Source organism: Streptomyces sp. NPDC059866 (assembly GCF_042731325.1).
Classification (GTDB): Bacteria; Actinomycetota; Actinomycetes; order Streptomycetales; family Streptomycetaceae; genus Streptomyces; species Streptomyces flavusporus.
Window position 1 is genome coordinate 23,067 of the sequence record NZ_JBHWJT010000044.1, and the last position, 16,052, is coordinate 39,118.

Annotated in this window: 14 protein-coding genes; 3 read left to right on the forward strand and 11 right to left on the reverse strand. The window is 69.1% G+C overall.

The annotated features are described in order from the left end of the window. Window positions 1–5: 5 nt before the first annotated feature. The 6 genes from ACFV7R_RS40385 to tnpA form a co-directional block, all read right to left on the reverse strand. Window positions 6–1,070, reverse strand: a complete 1,065-nt coding sequence (locus tag ACFV7R_RS40385) for a hypothetical protein (protein WP_385273687.1) — start codon at window positions 1,068–1,070, stop codon at window positions 6–8. Between the two features lie 60 nt (window positions 1,071–1,130). Then, on the reverse strand, window positions 1,131–1,682 hold the full coding sequence (locus ACFV7R_RS40390; protein WP_385273690.1) for a hypothetical protein: 552 nt from the start codon (window positions 1,680–1,682) through the stop codon (window positions 1,131–1,133). A gap of 392 nt (window positions 1,683–2,074) precedes the next feature. After that, window positions 2,075–2,596 (reverse strand): hypothetical protein, encoded by a 522-nt coding sequence (locus ACFV7R_RS40395; RefSeq protein WP_385273693.1) that lies wholly within the window; start codon window positions 2,594–2,596, stop codon window positions 2,075–2,077. Beyond that, entirely contained in the window at window positions 2,560–6,480 is a 3,921-nt protein-coding gene (locus ACFV7R_RS40400; RefSeq protein WP_385273696.1) for a hypothetical protein, read from the reverse strand. The genes ACFV7R_RS40395 and ACFV7R_RS40400 overlap by 37 nt, the downstream gene beginning before the upstream one ends. A gap of 104 nt (window positions 6,481–6,584) precedes the next feature. After that, window positions 6,585–6,938, reverse strand: coding sequence for a DUF3846 domain-containing protein (locus ACFV7R_RS40405; protein WP_385273698.1), 354 nt, complete (start codon window positions 6,936–6,938; stop codon window positions 6,585–6,587). Between the two features lie 647 nt (window positions 6,939–7,585). Then, window positions 7,586–8,002, reverse strand: a complete 417-nt coding sequence (tnpA, locus tag ACFV7R_RS40410) for an IS200/IS605 family transposase (RefSeq protein ID WP_385273701.1) — start codon at window positions 8,000–8,002, stop codon at window positions 7,586–7,588. A gap of 32 nt (window positions 8,003–8,034) precedes the next feature. On the opposite strand from tnpA, the gene ACFV7R_RS40415 reads away from it, so the two are divergent. Beyond that, a complete protein-coding gene (locus tag ACFV7R_RS40415; protein WP_385273704.1) occupies window positions 8,035–9,258 on the forward strand; it encodes an RNA-guided endonuclease InsQ/TnpB family protein in 1,224 nt (407 codons plus the stop codon). 354 nt (window positions 9,259–9,612) lie between these two features. On the opposite strand, the gene ACFV7R_RS40420 is transcribed toward ACFV7R_RS40415, so the two are convergent. Then, entirely contained in the window at window positions 9,613–10,053 is a 441-nt protein-coding gene (locus ACFV7R_RS40420) for a hypothetical protein (RefSeq protein WP_385273707.1), read from the reverse strand. A gap of 453 nt (window positions 10,054–10,506) precedes the next feature. Here ACFV7R_RS40420 and ACFV7R_RS40425 point away from each other — a divergent pair, with 453 nt between their 5' ends. Beyond that, on the forward strand, window positions 10,507–11,154 hold the full coding sequence (locus tag ACFV7R_RS40425; RefSeq protein WP_385273709.1) for a DUF1963 domain-containing protein: 648 nt from the start codon (window positions 10,507–10,509) through the stop codon (window positions 11,152–11,154). Window positions 11,155–11,276: 122 nt separating this feature from the next. Here the strand turns inward: ACFV7R_RS40425 and ACFV7R_RS40430 are convergent, their stop codons facing one another. The 4 genes from ACFV7R_RS40430 to ACFV7R_RS40445 form a co-directional block, all read right to left on the reverse strand. Beyond that, a complete protein-coding gene (locus ACFV7R_RS40430; RefSeq protein ID WP_385273712.1) occupies window positions 11,277–11,411 on the reverse strand; it encodes a hypothetical protein in 135 nt (44 codons plus the stop codon). Between the two features lie 73 nt (window positions 11,412–11,484). Then, window positions 11,485–12,468 (reverse strand): hypothetical protein, encoded by a 984-nt coding sequence (locus tag ACFV7R_RS40435; RefSeq protein WP_385273715.1) that lies wholly within the window; start codon window positions 12,466–12,468, stop codon window positions 11,485–11,487. 316 nt (window positions 12,469–12,784) lie between these two features. Continuing rightward, window positions 12,785–13,504 carry a glutamine amidotransferase gene (locus tag ACFV7R_RS40440; protein ID WP_142270058.1) on the reverse strand — a complete coding sequence of 240 codons (720 nt, stop codon included), beginning with the start codon at window positions 13,502–13,504 and terminating at the stop codon, window positions 12,785–12,787. Between the two features lie 85 nt (window positions 13,505–13,589). Then, a complete protein-coding gene (locus ACFV7R_RS40445) occupies window positions 13,590–14,891 on the reverse strand; it encodes an aminotransferase class I/II-fold pyridoxal phosphate-dependent enzyme (protein ID WP_385273718.1) in 1,302 nt (433 codons plus the stop codon). A 651-nt stretch (window positions 14,892–15,542) separates the two neighbouring features. On the opposite strand from ACFV7R_RS40445, the gene ACFV7R_RS40450 reads away from it, so the two are divergent. Next, window positions 15,543–16,016 carry a nuclear transport factor 2 family protein gene (locus ACFV7R_RS40450; protein WP_067271715.1) on the forward strand — a complete coding sequence of 158 codons (474 nt, stop codon included), beginning with the start codon at window positions 15,543–15,545 and terminating at the stop codon, window positions 16,014–16,016. The last annotated feature ends 36 nt before the right edge of the window (window positions 16,017–16,052 follow it).

Sequence of the window (16,052 nt, forward strand, 5' to 3'; positions counted from 1 at the left end):
CCAGTTCAGCCGTGCAGGGCGGCACCGGCCGGGCGGATCGTCTTGGGCTGCCGGGAGCCGCGCCGGCCATCGGTGAGCGCGGCGAGCAGCTCGGCGGGCTCGGGCTGCTGCTCCTCGCTCAGGTAGCGGATGCCGTCGCCCTCCGGCGGCGTGCCGGTCTCCTTGCCGATCGGGTGGCGCCGGCTGACGGCGGTGCGCCAGCCGTAGCGCTCGTCCCACACCAGGGCGGGTGAGCTGGTTCCTCTCAGCAGCACGGCGGCGGCGAGCACCTCGCCCTCCAGTCGCTGTACCTGGACGTCCTGCTGCTCGGCCAGGCTGGCGCCGACCAGGACGTCGGCGACGCGCTGCAGGTACGGCTGGACCTGGCGGGCGCGCAGCTCGGTGGCGGCGCTGGCCAGGGCCGTACGCTGCACCGCCGTCGGGTAGCCGAGGCGGGCAGCAGCGTCCTCGGGGGTCAGCTCCGGCTCCGCCTGCAGCAGGTCGGCGATCCGCTCTCCCCGCAGCCGAGGCAGTGCCCGCGCGGCCGCGGCGTAGGACAGGCCGACACGCTCCTGCACGGTCGCGATGGTGGCCGCCGGGTCCTCGTCGAGCAGGGCACCGACCCGGGCGGAAATCTCATCGCGTGGAACCATGTCGCCGCTACCTTTGGGGCGACCCTTGGGTCCGGCCTCCGCACTGGCGCCCTTCGCCGTACGGAAGGCCTTCACAATGCCGCGCGGGCAGTGCTCCACGCCCTTGACCTTGGTCAGGTGGGGGGCGATCTGCGGGTGCGTCTTGTAGTCGTCCCAGGTCTTCGGAGTGACCCCGAGCTCGGCGGCGGCCTCGTTGCGGTCGAGGAGGTCCTGATCGTCGTCCTCGTCCGGACCGGCGGGGACGGGACGGCCGGCCAGGTAAGCAGCGGTCTGCTGGCTGTCCCACAGCTTCACCCGCGCGCCCTCTGAACTGATCAGAGGCGGGAAGCCCTCGGCGGTGTAGGGCTGCTTGTTGCGGAAGGTACCGATGCTGATGCCCATCGCCTGGGCAAGCTCATCGCTGGTCTGGGCGTACTTCCGGCGTCCGGCGCGGATCATGGTTCTCTCCTGGTCGGGGGGCAGGGCGCCGGCGTCGGCGTTCCGAGCGGGGCGGGTGGGTTATGCGGTGTGGGCGGGCGTGAGGTCAGCGGTAGTGGCCTTCCACTGGGCTTCGAGAGTGCGGACGGCAGCCCGGTAGCAGTGATCGTCGTCGCCGGTCCGCGCGTCCTGGGCCGCCGTCAGGGCCTCGAGCAGCTCCAGCTCGTCCAGGAGGTGGTGGGCCAGGTCTACGACGAGGCGGGCACCGAGGTCTTCAAGGACGCGATCGTGGCGTGCCTCGAGGGCGGCGCGGCGGCGCCGCTCGGCCTGGCGTGCCTGGGACACGGCTCGCCAGGCCACGACGACCAACGTGATCAGGGCCCCGAGTGCGACGGCGCCGGCAGCGAGACCGATCGTCGCCCACGGGATGGTGAAGTCGGGAAGTAGGGGCGGCGCGGGGCGTCCGGCTACGAAGGCATCGAACTTGGCCTTCGCACGGATCACGACGAAGCAGACGGCAGCTCCGCAGACGACCCCAAAGGTGGCGAGGAACAGGAACTCGATCGGGGTCGAGCCGGCGTCCCCGCGCGCGTGGCGTAACACGGCGGCACGCGGCCGTGCGCGGTGCAGCATGGAGGAACTCCTTGAGAACGGTGATGACTTCGGTCCGGGGTGCGCTTGCCACAACACACCCAACGAAAGAAAGTTACCGGGCTTACGTCATCGCGGGCAAGGAGGCGTTCCTCGGGCCTGCCGCGCCGCTACACTCGAAGGACGGCGCAACCCGTGCGGGTCACTTCCTGTCCTGAGCGGTGTGTGTCTTCGGTTGGCCGGTGCCCTTGCCACCCGCTTCGGCGGATTGGGCGCCGGCCGCATTCTTTGTCCGCGGCCGGCCGACTGTCCCTGCAGCGTAGGTGCCCCGCCTACGGGGGAGGGCGGGGCAGGATCAGTGTCGCAGCCCGAGCCCCGCCCAGGGCAATTTTCGCCGCACCTGCTCTTCCCGATGGCCGAGTCCATACGCTCGTTCAGCCGTCCTGCTGCTGGCCGAGGATGCCTGCGAGCCCAGCACGCTGACCCTCTTCCTCAGCCATGACCTCGGCGAGGATCTCCCGGTCTATGTAGCCGTCGACGGCCTCCGTCACCAGGCGCTTGAGTTCGGCCGGTTCCAGCGCCTCAACCTCCCACTGCACGGGACGGTCGATGTCGAAGCCGTAACGGCGGGCGAACCCGGGCCAGCGCGGATCGTCCCTCTTCCCTTCAGCCGGCGGCAGCTGGTACTCGCGGACCTGCCCGTCCGTCAGCAGCACCCGCTCCACCCGCTCCCAGCAGTCGGTGCGCTCCACCCAGTCGCGTTCGATGTCGGAACCGCTGGCGTCGAAGTCGCCGATGTAGAGCAGCGCCGCCGGGCGGGGATCGCTGCGCGCGCGTTCGCGGACGACGTCGGCGTAGGACTGGCTGCCGAAGCCCCTCACGACCAGGACGGGGATGCTGTACTCGGCGAGCCACCCGGTCAGCAGCTGGCGCAGCGTGTCTTTCTCGGCCGCCACGTACAGCGCCCACTCCTGCCCGCGGGTGCGGTCCAGGCGGAACCACTGGGGCATGTCCGCCACGAACGCCTCAGCGTCCGGCCAGGCCGGCGGGACGTGGACTTCGCGGATCGTGTCGATGAGGTCGGGGAAGAGTCCGTCGCGGCGGGCCTGCGCGAGTCGGGAGGACAGCCTGCGGTACATGGGTGCGGTGTTGGGCAAGAGCCCCTCGGCGACCAGCCGGTACATGACTTGCCGAACGGTGACGCCGCCGTCGTAGCCGTCGACGATGTCGCGGGCCCGGTCGATGATGTCCTGCCACTTGATGCGCGCCATCCGGTACATGTACCAATTCCTGCTGCCGAGTGGTCAACTCCGTTTTCGAGGCTGCCGGCTACGCACCTGCCGCCGGCGCCGTCCTCGGGATCCCCGCCGGTCTGCCGCCCCGATCCGGTCGCTCCGGGGCCAGCTGCCCCGCTGAGCAGCTGGCCCTCCTGGCCTCCGCCCGGGGGCGGGGCCAGGAGGGCCGGTCCATCAGCTGGCAAGCGGTACATATGTACCGGTTCGGGGTCCCTCGCGTCGCCGGCCTGGTTGCCTCGCTCGGCGGAGTCGACCCGCATGCCGGTCAGGACCGTGGTCGCCATGCCGGTCGTGGCGACCGTTTCGAATCCGTCGGTGCTCCGGTGTCGCACGCTCCACACCGGTCCGGTCAGGGTCGGCCGCCAGGTGAGTTCGTAGCGGTGTCCTTCCTTGCTGACCACGTCCCACCATCCGCGTTGGACGGGGGTGATGCGCTCCCCCGTCTGCACCTTGGGCGTGACCGGGTCGGGCCCGTACATCGCGTCCACCCATGCGAGGTAGGCGGGTGTCGGGGCGATCGGGGCGCGCATGGTGTCCCCGCGCGTCCCGTGGGCCGCCCACGAACCGGTGACCTTCCAGCCGCGCTTTTCCACCAGGGCAGCGAGGGTTTCCCGTTCGACGGACAGCGGGGTGCGGTAGCGGCCGCCGATGGTGTGCGGCCGCCACAGGGCGTCATCGTGCGTGTTCGCGCACGTCCCGCACACGAAGGCCAGCACCGCGTTCCCCGTGATCGGCGAAACGTAGAGTTCCGCAGCCACCGGACGGTGCCGTTCCTCCGCCCGACGGGCGATGGCTCGCCGCTTTTCCACGGTCAGCCGCACGGGTGCCTGCCGCCGCTCCCCCTGCAACCGGTAGGCCGCGCGCCGCTGTTGCTGCTCGACACGGCAGCGGTCCGCTTCCAGAGCGGCGGTACGGCGGCGGTCGGCCCGGACGATCGCGCGCACGTCGTCCAGGCCGACCCAGCCTCCCAGGTCGACGTCAGCGCCGCTGACGGTCCGACGCACGGTGTAGGGCAGCACCGCATCCGGGGCGTGATAGACGCGGTACTCCTCCCCTGCGCAAGTCAGCGTTGTGGTCCGGCGGTTGGTGCCCGGGGTGGTGACCCACTCGGCCACGGCCGGACGAACGGCGTACGGGTCCGTGCCGGGCCGCTCCCCCGCGAGGCAGGCGCGCGGCGCCTCGATGCCGGGAACGGCGCCGCCCTCGCCATCCCACGTGTCGACGGCTCCCGGGTCACTCACGACGTCGGGGCGGACCGGGGTGCCGTCGACGGCCGGAGCGGTACATGTACCCATTTCCGGCGACGGGTCGATGCCGACGGGCCCAGCACCCCATCCAGCGTCCGGCGCGCTGGGCCGGTCGACGCCGACGCACGCCCCACCCTCGTCCTCCCAGACGTCCACGCTGCACGGGTCGCTGATCACGTCCGCCGGACGCTGCCCGTACGCCACGGCGACCGCCTTGCGCGCGGCCTCCCCAGCGCGGTGAATCTCGCCGACGCTCGCGCCCGACTCCTCTGCCTCCCTGGGCGCTGCCCGCGCGGCCCGGACAACGTCACCGGCCGGAGCCTTGACCGGCGCCGGACCCGCCTCGGGTAGACGGCGCCCGTGCGCCGTGTAGCACTCGGCGCACACGTACCCGGGCCCCGTGTGCAGCGTCGTCGCGTACAGCGCCACACCGACCGTGAAGCAGCGCGGGCAGTACTGACGACCCGTAGCCATGGCCGTTTCCTCCGCTGGGCACAGCACCGGCCCGGACGGCATGAGCGCGGCCACGATGTCCACTCGCCCACACGTCCGGCACTCCGCACCGAACACGGTGTCGGTGTCGCAACGGTGGCAGTGCGCACCCGCCGGAGTCTCCGGCGCGGCTGTCTCGGCCGGAGCGTCGGCAGGCTCCGGAGCCTCCGGCGCGGCCGTCTGGGGCGGAGCGTCGGCAGGCTCGACACCCGGGACGTAGCCACCCTCCGACTCCCATCCCTCGACCGGGTCACCGGTCGTGGCCACCACATCAAACAGGCCGTCCGAGGCGCACTCCGGGGCGATCACCTCAACGTCCGCGTTCCCCTGCTGAGTTGCCACGAACGCGTACGGCTTCTTCCGGCGCGAGCCGTGCACAAACGGCAGGCACACTGCCTCATCGCGCCGTGCCCGACGGCCGTCAACTGTCGCCACCACTACCGCCGAGCACTCGCCCCGGTCACCGTTCCACTTTCCGGAGCGCACGCGGTTCGCCCACACCTGACCCGTAAACCGCACCCCGTCAACCATCCAGGCGAGCATGGACCCCGGGGCGTAGTCCTTCGGCTCGAACGCCTTACGCGGCGCGGGCTTGCCCGACCACATCTGAACCTTCGCGGGCTTGAACACGGGTCGTCCGTCGCCACGCTTGACGATCTCCCCGGACAGTTCCCGCGCATGCTTGTGGAACCCTTCGCGCGCTTCCTGGTGTGCCTCATCCGGCACCGTGTGCAGCGTGAACCGGGCGCGCCCGTCCGCCGACTCGATGTTCAGTCGCGCGCCCCCACCTGTGACGAAAGCGCGACCCTGCGCGCCCACACTGACCAGGGGACGGACATTGTCCGGGGTGCCTTCCGGGCACGTGTCCGGAGTCTGCGCGTGACCAGACTCGCCGTTCAGGAAGTCGGCGCGGGTGTCCGCCGCGAGCCGCGACAGATGACCATCGGAGGCAACACGCCCGTTCGCGTCGACGACCTTCCAGCGCTTGACGGGCTTAGGTGCGCCGTACGCGATACGGCCGACCGCCGACACGTCGGGCGTGCCGCTGTACTCGGCCACGCTGTACGGGGCGCAGAACGGCGCCTCAGCGTCCGCCGGAACGTCCGGGGTGTCGACCGCGACGGGCGCCGGAACGGGCGCAGACTCCGCCACAGCAGCAGTCTCCGCCGCCTTTCGGGCGTGACCTTCCGCGATCACCTCAGCGGCCGGACGGAACTGCGTAGCCACGACCACGGGCGCGTTCGCCGTCATGGCCACATCCGCCGACCACTCAATCCCGTGCTCAGACCGCACCGCGTACGCCACATTGTGAGTACCCGAGCGGCCGTCAGACACGATCGTGAACCCTTCACGGCGAACGGCGTCCGGGGTCAGAACAGCACCACACGAACACTCGAACCCGTACCCGCCGCGCGTCGCACGGTGAATCTGCCGACGGCAGATGCCCGCCTTGCGCCCCCCGAACCGCGTTACCTCGTACCGGCCGTTGTGCCGCACCGGTTCCACGATCACAAGCCCGTCCGGGCGCACATCCGCGATGTTCTTCCGCGCGTACGTCGACACCGGCCCTCGCGTCCTGTAACCCTCCCGCCCCGGGATGATCCACCGACCGTCAAGCGTCACCAGGCTGTACCGCTCCGTCGCGGGGCAGTACACGGAGTACGCAACCGCGCGACGCGTCATGCTCTGCCCCTGCAGCTGCGGGTACAGATCGGCATCCGAGGCGAGGATCGTCTGCGCGTCCGTAAGGCCGTGCCCTTCCATGGCGTTGCGGGCGGGGGTGGTGATCATGACGGTGTTCGACATTCGTTGTCCTCCTGCTGAATCGGTGTGCATCTCCGGCGCGGCGGGGGTGCCACTCCCCCGCCGTCGGGGGGAGGGGAGCGGCGGACGCCGCTCCCCTTGGGGGGTTAGATCAGGTCGGCGATGCTGGTGAGGAGCGCAACGGCCTTGTCTTTGGTGAGCGGGATCGTGTCGCCGTCGGCGTCTACGCCGCCGGTGAGCAGGACGGGCCCGTGGTACTGCTGGTGGGTGAATCCGAAACGGATCGCGAGGAACGTGGCCAGCTTGTTGACGGGGTGGTTGTAGAGCCCCTCATCGTCAATCCACATGTCGAGTCGGCTGGTGAGGGCAACGACGTCAACCCTGTCGCAGCGGATTACCGAGCGCATGACGGTCAGTCGTTCATCGCTGTTGGCGGGCAGGTTGATCGGGACGATGTCCGCTTCGGGTGTGATGAGCAGGGCGTCGGGCGTGTGACCCATGATGTTTCCCGTTCTGTTGGTGTGGATCTTCGGTGCCGGTCGACTGCCACCGCCGACCAACAAGAGAAATATACCGCACTTACATCACGCAAGGGAAGTGAATCCGGGGCACTTTTCCGAGAATCTCCGCTGGTCAGCGGCTCGCGCGGCGCCACGCGCGCGAGCGCGCGCACCCCGCCCGCGGCGCCTCTGAGCGGGCCGGCGGCGGGCGCAGGGGCCGCTCGAGCTGGCCGGGTGCCGGCGGGACGACCGGACGAAGCCGAGATGGGCTGAACTCTGGGCTGGGCTGGCCTGTGCTGAACTACGTCCTCTTCCTCCGACTTACGCGGAGAAAGAGGTGTCGGTAAGGGTGAAGGGCTTGCCCATGGGGGGTGAGCTGGGAGAACACCGGAAGCACGCAGAGGGGTGCTGCAACTCTCGGTGCACCTCTCGATGCAACGGTGCAGCCCACTGTCCAGGCAACAGTCGAGCCCACTAAGGAAGCAACTACCGCCGAGGCGCCGGTCTCAGCAGTCTGCCCATCACCGCCCGCAGAGGGCCGTGCTTCGCTGCCCCTGGGGGATCACTCGGTTGTTACCGGGACTCTTGCAGAAAGCCCCGGCGTTCGCCGGGGGTGAATGCACCTCAAGGCTGCTCTGACGTGCACTTTAGAGCGGACGCTTTTGCTGCTCGATGTACTGGCGGACGATCGTCAACGGTGCTCCGCCGCACGACGCGGAGAAATACGAGGGCGACCACAGGTGCCCGTGCATGATGGCGCGGTTGATCCGGCCGGTGAACTCCTGCCGTATCCGGCGAGCGGAGACGCCCTTGAGGCTGTTGACCAGCTTGGAGACGGCGACCTTGGGCGGGAAGTTCACCAGCAGATGGACGTGGTTGGCCTCGCCGTTGAACTCGGACAGCTCGGTCTCGAAGTCCGCGCACACGTCTCGCATGATCTCCTCCATCCGCCGCAGGTGCGTGTCAGAAAAGACGTTGTGCCGGTACTTCATCACGAAAACCAAGTGCGCGTGCAGGAGGAAAGCACAGTGCCTACCTGTTCTGATGTCCTTGTACTCATCCATAACCCAACCCACCTGGTATTACGATCGTGCTTGTGCAGCTGCGTTACCAGTACCGCGTGTATCTGACGCCCGGCCAGCGCATCCGTGCAGCCGGGGTGTTCGGGTGCCGTCGCGTGGTCTGGAACGACGCCCTGGCCCGGACCAAGCCGGTCAAAGCGTCGAACAAGCTGTTGGGCAACCCGAACAACCGCCTCGCCGAAGGCCCCTACCTGCGGGTGCCGAAGAACCCGGACCTGTCCAAGACACTCATCACCGAGGCGAAGAAGACCCCCGACCGGGCGTTCCTCTCGGACTGCCCGGTCGGCGTGATGCAGCAGACCCTTCGGGACCTGGACGCCGCATGGAAGGCGCACGAGGACTCCAAGACCGGCAAGCGCAAGGGTCCCAAGGTGAAGCCCCCGCGCTTCAAGAGCCGGAAGGACAACCGGCAGTCCGCCCGCTTCACTCGGTCCGACCGGTTCGCTGTTCTCGACAGCGGACGGCTGCGCCTGCCGAAGATCGGCGACGTGCGGGTGAAGTGGACGAGGGATCTGCCCTCGGACCCCAGTTCGGTGACGCTGATCAAGGACCGCTCCGGCCGGTACTTCGTCAGCTTCGTCGTGGAGTCCGGCCCGGCCGCCGACATCCTCCCTCCTACGGACGGCGACCAGGGCATCGACCTGGGCCTCACGCGCTTCGCCGTCCTCGCCGACGGCTCGCACATCGCCTCCCCGAAGTACCTGCGGCGGGCGGAGAAGAAGCTGAAGAAGCGGCAGCGGGAACTGTCGCGGAAGAAGAAGGGATCGAACAACCGGGACAAGGCCCGCATCCGCGTTGCCCGCGCTCACGCCTCCGTGGCCGATGCGCGCCGGAACTTCGCACACCAGTGGTCTCACAAGCTGACGAGCGAAAACCAAGCCGTCTACTGCGAGACCCTGAACGTGCGTGGACTGGCGCGAACCAGGCTGGCCAAGAGCGTGCACGACGCAGGCTGGGCCCAGTTCATGATGTTCTGCGAGTACAAGGCGATCCGACGCGGACGGCAGTTCGCCCGCATCGCCCGGGACTTCCCCAGTTCCCAAATATGTTCCGCCTGCGGCTTCCGCGACGGCCCCAAACCCCTGCACATTCGGCAGTGGACGTGCCCGAACTGCGAGACCCGGCATGACCGGGACTGGAACGCAGGCCGGAACGTCCGCTATGAAGGCCGCCGCATCCTGACGGCGGCCTCAACGACCGAACCACCCACCCCCGGACCGGGGGCCCGACGCCGGTAACGGCGGCGGTAAACGCCTGCGGAGCGCACGTAAGACCAGGCAGCAGCCCGGCCGCGCGCACAACCCCCACCCCGTGGGGAAGAACCAGGAACCCACCCGAAGCCGATGGCCCCGAAACAACCCGGACCACGGCAGGCGGAGAATCCCCGTGCTTCAGCGCGGGGAGGCGGAGGTCAAAAGGGGTGATCGTAAGCCGGTCACCGTTCCTCCACGGAGTCGGCACCTCGGTAGCCGCCCCGGCTGGCGGCCGGAACATCGGTGGGCAAGCCGGCCCTGCCGCTGGGCAAGCCCTACTGCCTCGTGGTGGGCAAGCCGGCCCCGCCGGTCTCGGCCGGGACCGGCGGACGGGGTCGGTCAGGTGCGGGTGACTGTGAAGCCGGTGCTGTTCAGGGCGCGGGTCCACACGTCGCGGTCGAACCATTTGGTGATGTCCGGCTGCATCTCGGTGAGGGTGCGCATACGGGCCTGCCAGTCATGGCCGGTGGGACCGCGGCTGCCGTCGCATCCCTCGCAGCCGTCTTCTCCGTGGATGTGGCCGGCCATCCATGCGTTGACGGCGACGTTGATGATGACGGCGTACAGGTCTCCGCCGGTTTGGGCCAGGGCGTCCGGCACGCCGGCGACGATCATCGCCAGCTCGGGGTTGTCCCGCGGCGGCATGGGCGCTTGCCCGGCCCCGTCGTCGGGGCTGCTGTCCTCGAACTCCCGGACGCTTTGGGCAATGTTGTCGGCGAGGGCGGATGCGTCGAAGTAGCGCCAGGCTGATCGCACCTGGATGCCGAGCTGGTTGGCCACCGCCTGGACGTTGCGTTCGATGGTGTGGCTGCGTTGGTGACAGTGGAGAACGTTTGTCGTCGGCGGCGAAGAACAGTTGGCGATCATGTGTCGGTTGGATGTTGTCGAGTTGTGAGAGCGCCAGTGCAACGGGAGGAGGGTGAACGGGCTCCGGCCGCACCCAGCCGTCATGCCCCGGGCTGGCTGTCGTACCTAGGTTCTAGAGTCCTGCACATGTCCCGTCACACACCCAGCCGTCCGGTCGACGTGGAAAGCCTCTTTCCTCAGTTGCTGCCCTTCCGCCGTGAGTCCGTCCGCCTGCACCCGCGTCCTGGTTCTCCGACCTACGAGGACAGTTCCGTAGGAGGTCCCTTGCTTTGGCCTGCCGCGGAGCCCTGGCCGGTTTGCAGGGAGGAGCACTACGACCCGGACGGCACGAATCAGCCCGCGCCCTCGGTACCCATGGTTCCCATCGTGCAGGTTCGTCGTGTCGACGCGCCGTCCGTGCCCTTCCCCGAGGGCACGGACCTGCTGCAGGTCCTGTGGTGCCCCTACGAGCACGGCGAATTCTGCTACCCCCTGCCCCAGGTCCACTGGCGGGACTCAGGTGCCGTCGGCGACGTGCTGCCCACTCCGGTGCCGGCCGCTGAACTTCCTGAGGACTGGTACCCGGCTCGCTGTGCCGTGCACCCCGAGCAGGTGACCGAGTACCCGAGCCGGGACCTTCCCGACGAGGTTCACGACGCCCTCAAAGGCCGCTTCGACGAACTGCTCGCCGAAACCGGCCTGCGGTACTCCTATCACCTGGCGGAGGCCCCAGGGATCAAGCTCGGCGGCTACCCGGGCTGGACGCAGGAACCGGTATGGCCCGGCTGCGAAGGGTGCGGCAGCCGGATGGAGCACCTCCTGACGGTGTCCAGCTGGGAATTCGACGGTGAGTCCTGGCGCACGTGGCTTCCCGAGGAGGACCGAGCCGACGAGAACGAATCGGGCGGTCGGCGATGGAAGGACGACGCTCACAACCCCGCCGGGCTGTGCCTCGGCGACGCCGGAGGCGTCTACGTCTTCGAGTGCCGTACCTGTCCCGACCGCCCCATCGGGCACTGGTTCGACTGCTCGTGACTACCGGGCGCCATCGCCTACCCGCTGCGTAAGCACAAGCACACCACGAAGGGAAGCAGCCAGCCGTTCTCGAAACTCAGCGACACTGATCCTCGGCGTGAAAAGGCACTCTCACCAATGGACTACAAACGTTCTCGGTTCTCGACGACATAGCCAATGGTGTCCTCCACCGTCGCAGGGGTGAGGGTCACGCCCCGGCGGGCCAGTTCGGCAAGGGTCTCGGCAACGGCCTCTTTGAACGCTTTGGTGTTCCGCACCACCGCATCGTAGGGGCGAGGGGCTTGCCCGCGTGCCAAGAAGTGGTGCTCTCAGGGCGCGGGCGTCTGCGGTTCAGGGTGAGGGGGCCAGGGAGGCCGGGAAGACGGCGTCGGGTCCGAAGCGGGCGCGGGCGGTGTCGGCTGCCTTCTCGATCCGGTGGGCTTTGTCGTCGCTGGCGTCGAGGAGGAGTTGGTGGTGGGCGGCGGTTGTGGGGCGCAGGGCGGAGGCGCGCAGGGTGATGGTGCGGACGCGTGCTCGTTGGAGGCCGAGGGTGTCGTAGATGCGGTAGGCGGCGTGGGTGAGGGCGGCGGAGTGGTTGGTGGCTTCGGGCAGGGTGCGGGTGGTGTGGGAGCGGTCGGCGTAGTGGACGTCGAGGGTGAGGGTGCCGGCGGTGTCGTGGGTGTGGCGGAGGTCGGCGCCGAGTTCTTCGGCGAGGGCGAGGATGGCGCGGCGGTGCTGTAGGGGGTCGAGTTCGTCGTACGGGAAGTCGTGGCGGGTGGTGCGGGAGGCGGGGGCGGAGCCGGGGGTGACGGGGCGGGGGTCGTGGCCGTGGGCGCGGTCGGCGATCTCTCGGCCGGTGGTTTTGCCGAGGAGGCGCTGCAGGGTGAGCAGGGGGGTGTCGGCGAGGGCGCCGATGGTGTGCAGGCCGTGCCGGGTCAGGAGGTTGGCGGTGGTGGGGCCGATGCCGGGCAGGGCGTGGACGGGGCGGGGGTTGAGGAAGGCGGCGATCGTGTGAGGGGTGGGGTCGATGATGGTGATCCGGCCGGGTGGGGTGGCGTCGGCGGCCATGGCGGCGATCAGGATCGAGTTGCCGCCGCCGATGGTGGTCTGGGTGCCGTACAGGGCAGCGACTCGGAGGGCGATGAGCTGGGCCAGGTCGCGAGGGCTGCGGTCGAAGTATTTCAACGCGCCGGTGACGTCGTGGTCGGCGGCGGTGGGGGGCTGGGCCTGCCAGCGGGGGGAGATCCCGTCGAGGACGGTCAGCAGCTGGTGGTAGAGGTCCTCGTTGCCGCCGTGGTGGAAGTGGATGCGCAGGACGGCGCGCTGGTGGGTCATGCTGCTCACCCGGCGCTTCCGGGATTCTCCAGATGCCTCAGAGTGTCTCGTTTTCCTGCTGCGGACTGGTTCGTCTCCATAGGCCGCGAGACGCACGCCGTTCGCAGCAGCATGACCACCCGCCTCCCAGTGCTTCGAGGGCTGCCGATGCACCTCTGAGATCAATATATCGAACACGAATCGAACATCGCGAGGAACTCGATATTGCGCAAGCGGCTAACCGGGAACTGACCCGGGCACTGAACCAGGCCCGCTGACGCCAACTGCGCGGCCGCGGCGTCCTAAGCAGCACCGGTCTGTTTCAGCGGCCCGCTCGTCAGCGCGCGGTGTAGTCCGCGGCGAGCCGGTCGAGGAACGTCATGAGCTTGGCGTTCATCTCGGTGTAGTCGTTGGCGCGCAGCTGGTCGGGCTGCTGGACAAATGGCCGGTCGGTGAGCGCGGCCAGTTCCTTCTCGCTGTGCTCGATCAGGGCCTCGATGCAGTCGGGGGTGAACTCCATGTGGCACTGGAAGGCATACACGTAGCGGCTGTAAGCGACGATCTGGCGGGGGCATCCGGCGCTGGTGGCCAGCACAGTCGCGTGGTCGGTGAGGCCCGGCATGTCGTTGTGCCAGTGGCCGGTGTGGAAGGAGTCCCCGAAGCCCGCGAGGAAAGGGTGCTCGCGGCCGGCGTCGGTGAGTGTGACGGGGAAGGATCCGATCTCCGTGTTCGGGCTGGGCGCCCAGGCGGCGCCAAGGGACTCACCGACGAGCTGGGCGCCGAGGCAGATACCGATGACGGCCTTGTCCGCCTCGATACAGGAGGAGATGAGGGCCTTCTCCGCGGCGGCGTCGAAGTGCGCGCACTCCTCGACGGTGGTGCTGGGCTGCTGGGGGCCGCCCATCACGATCAGCAGGTCGATGTCCTGTCCGGACGCGGGCAGCGCGTCCCCCTCGTAGACCCGCGAGAAGCTGAGGTCGTGGCCCCGGGCTCTGGCCCAGTCCTCGAAGGCCCCAGGGGCCTCGAACGCCTCGTGGACGACGATGTGGGTACGCATGACTGTGCTGGCCTTTCGGTCTGTGTGTGTGATGGGAGCGGTGCGCTGCGGTAGCTCATGCCGCCGACGGCATGGCCGGGCCGGGTCAGGTGGGGTGGACGGGGAGGACGGCGGCGAGGTCGTCGGTGAACTCGCGGGCCTGCTGCGTGGTGAGCGTGGAGGTGGTTACCCGGATCTCCTGGCTGGTGCCGGCCTTGGCTGCGAAGAGGTGGCCGGGCTGGACTGCCCACCCTCGTCGTGCCAGTGCATCCGCGATGGGGCGGGCCTCCGTGCCCAGCGGCACCCAGACGTTCAGGCCGTCCGGCCGGTAGCCGGGCGGACGGCCGATGCCCCGCTCAGCCAGCTCGGCCAACAGCAACGCGCTGCGCTTGGCATAGGCGTCGCGCGCGCGGGCGGTCAGCTCGTGCACCTGCGGATCACTCACCAGCCGGTACACCGTGTGCTGCAGCAGTCGGCTCACCCACGTCGTCCCGGTGTTCAGCCGCGTCTGCAGGCGCTCGGCGCTCTCCTCGTCCGTCGCGACGAGCGCGAGCCGAAGATCCGGCCCGAGGAACTTCGACACCGAGCGCACCAGCGCCCACCGGGAGACCTCGGGCGGCGTGATCCGGTGGTACGGCGCGTTGGAGACGGCCCAGAAGTGGTCGTCCTCGATGACCAGGACCTGGGGATGCGCCGCAAGGACCGACCGCAGTTCGGCGGCGCGCTCGCGGGTGACGCTCACACCGGTCGGGTTGTGGGCCCGCGGCGTGCACACCACCGCCCGTACCCCGCCCTCCAACGCCGCCCGCAGGGCCTCCGGCCGCATCCCTGCTTCGTCGACCGGGACCGCGACGGTGCGCAGACCGTTCAGCCGCAGGGTACCGATACTGGCCAGGAAACACGGATCCTCCACCGCGACCGCGTCGCCCCGGGTGAGATATGCGGTCAGCAGCCGCTCCGTGGCATCGACCGCGCCGTGCGTGACCAGAATCCGGAAGCCGTCCGTGGCCACGTCCGGCGCGAACTGTTCCGCCGCGCAGCCGGCGAGGTCCGGATCGACCGACGGTGCGCCGTAGAACGCGGGCCGGTAGTCACCACCCCGGAGCGCCTGCAGTGCATCGGGGATCAGTTCCGGATCGGGGTTGCCGCTGGCCAGATCGATCAGGCGGCCGCCGAACCACGCGCCTTCGCTGGCCAGTTGCGGCACCCCACTCACGACAGTCCCGCCGCGGCCGCGGGTCTCCGCCTCGCCGGCAGCCACCAGCTGGCGGTACGCCGAGGCCACCGTGTTCCGGTTCACCCCCAGCTCCTCGGCCAGCTTGCGCACCGGCGGGAGCAGGTCCTGCGGCGCCAGCTGACCCGACGCGATCAGGTCCCGCACACTGCTCGCGATCTCTGTCGCCGTCATCCCGCTGATTTGCACCGAGCACCACCTCCGCCCACGACCATAACGTTTGGCATAGGCCATAAGAAATATGTCCTATGCCAAAAAAGTGCTCCCGACCGTGTCGGACCAGCGAGCCGTTCATCCGGGCGACTAGACCGCGGCCACGTCATGCCGGCTCTCAGGCGCCCGGGGAGGTAGGGAACACCTCGTCGACGGCACGGTGGGAGTTGGCGCGTCCACGACCCGATGCACACCCCACTCCCGGATCGGAGGTGGGGAGATCAACAGAGCACGTCTGCCCGCCTGCTGAGCACCCGGCGGGATTTCCCCGGGTTCAGCCAAGGCGAGCCCAAAAGCCGCCATGAGATGACCTTGGAGTCCTGAAGGCGGCTGGTCAGGAAGCGGCAGGCGTCGCGCGGGCGAGCGGCGCCAGGCTTCCGTGCAGGGCGGCGTGCAGGGCGACTGCGAGTCACGGGCCCGGCCCTCGACCCCCTCACCTCAAGCCTGTTCACAGCGGCTTGCCCCGGACGCACCTGGGGGTCTTGCGCGAGAACCATCGTTCCCGTACGGTTTTTCCTAGCCGGTGAGAACGCTCGTTCTCGCGCAGTGCACCCACGCCAACGGAACTCACACCCCGCCAGCGGCGATACCGACAGACCCAGAGGAAGCGACATGAGTCACGAACCGCGCCCCCCGTTCCCGCCGTTCACCCGGGAGACCGCCATCCAGAAAGTCCGCCTGGCGGAAGACGGCTGGAACTCCCGCAACCCGGAAAAGGTCGCCCTCGCCTACACGGTGGACTCCTACTGGCGCAACCGCGCGGAGTTCGCCACCGGCTACGACGAGATCGTCGCCTTCCTCACCCGCAAGTGGAACCGGGAGCTGGACTACCGGCTCATCAAGGAACTGTGGGCCTTCGACGGCAACCGCATCGGCGTGCGCTTCGCCTACGAGTACCACGACGATTCGGGCAACTGGTTCCGCGCCTACGGCAACGAGAACTGGGAGTTCGACGACAACGGCCTGATGCACCACCGCTACGCCTGCATCAACGAACTTCCCATCAAGGAATCGGAGCGCAAGTTCCACTGGCCCCTCGGGCGCCGCCCCGACGACCACCCCGGCCTGAGCGACCTCGGTCTCTGACCGGCCGCCCCCGCGCCGTGGATCCGGGCCCGACGC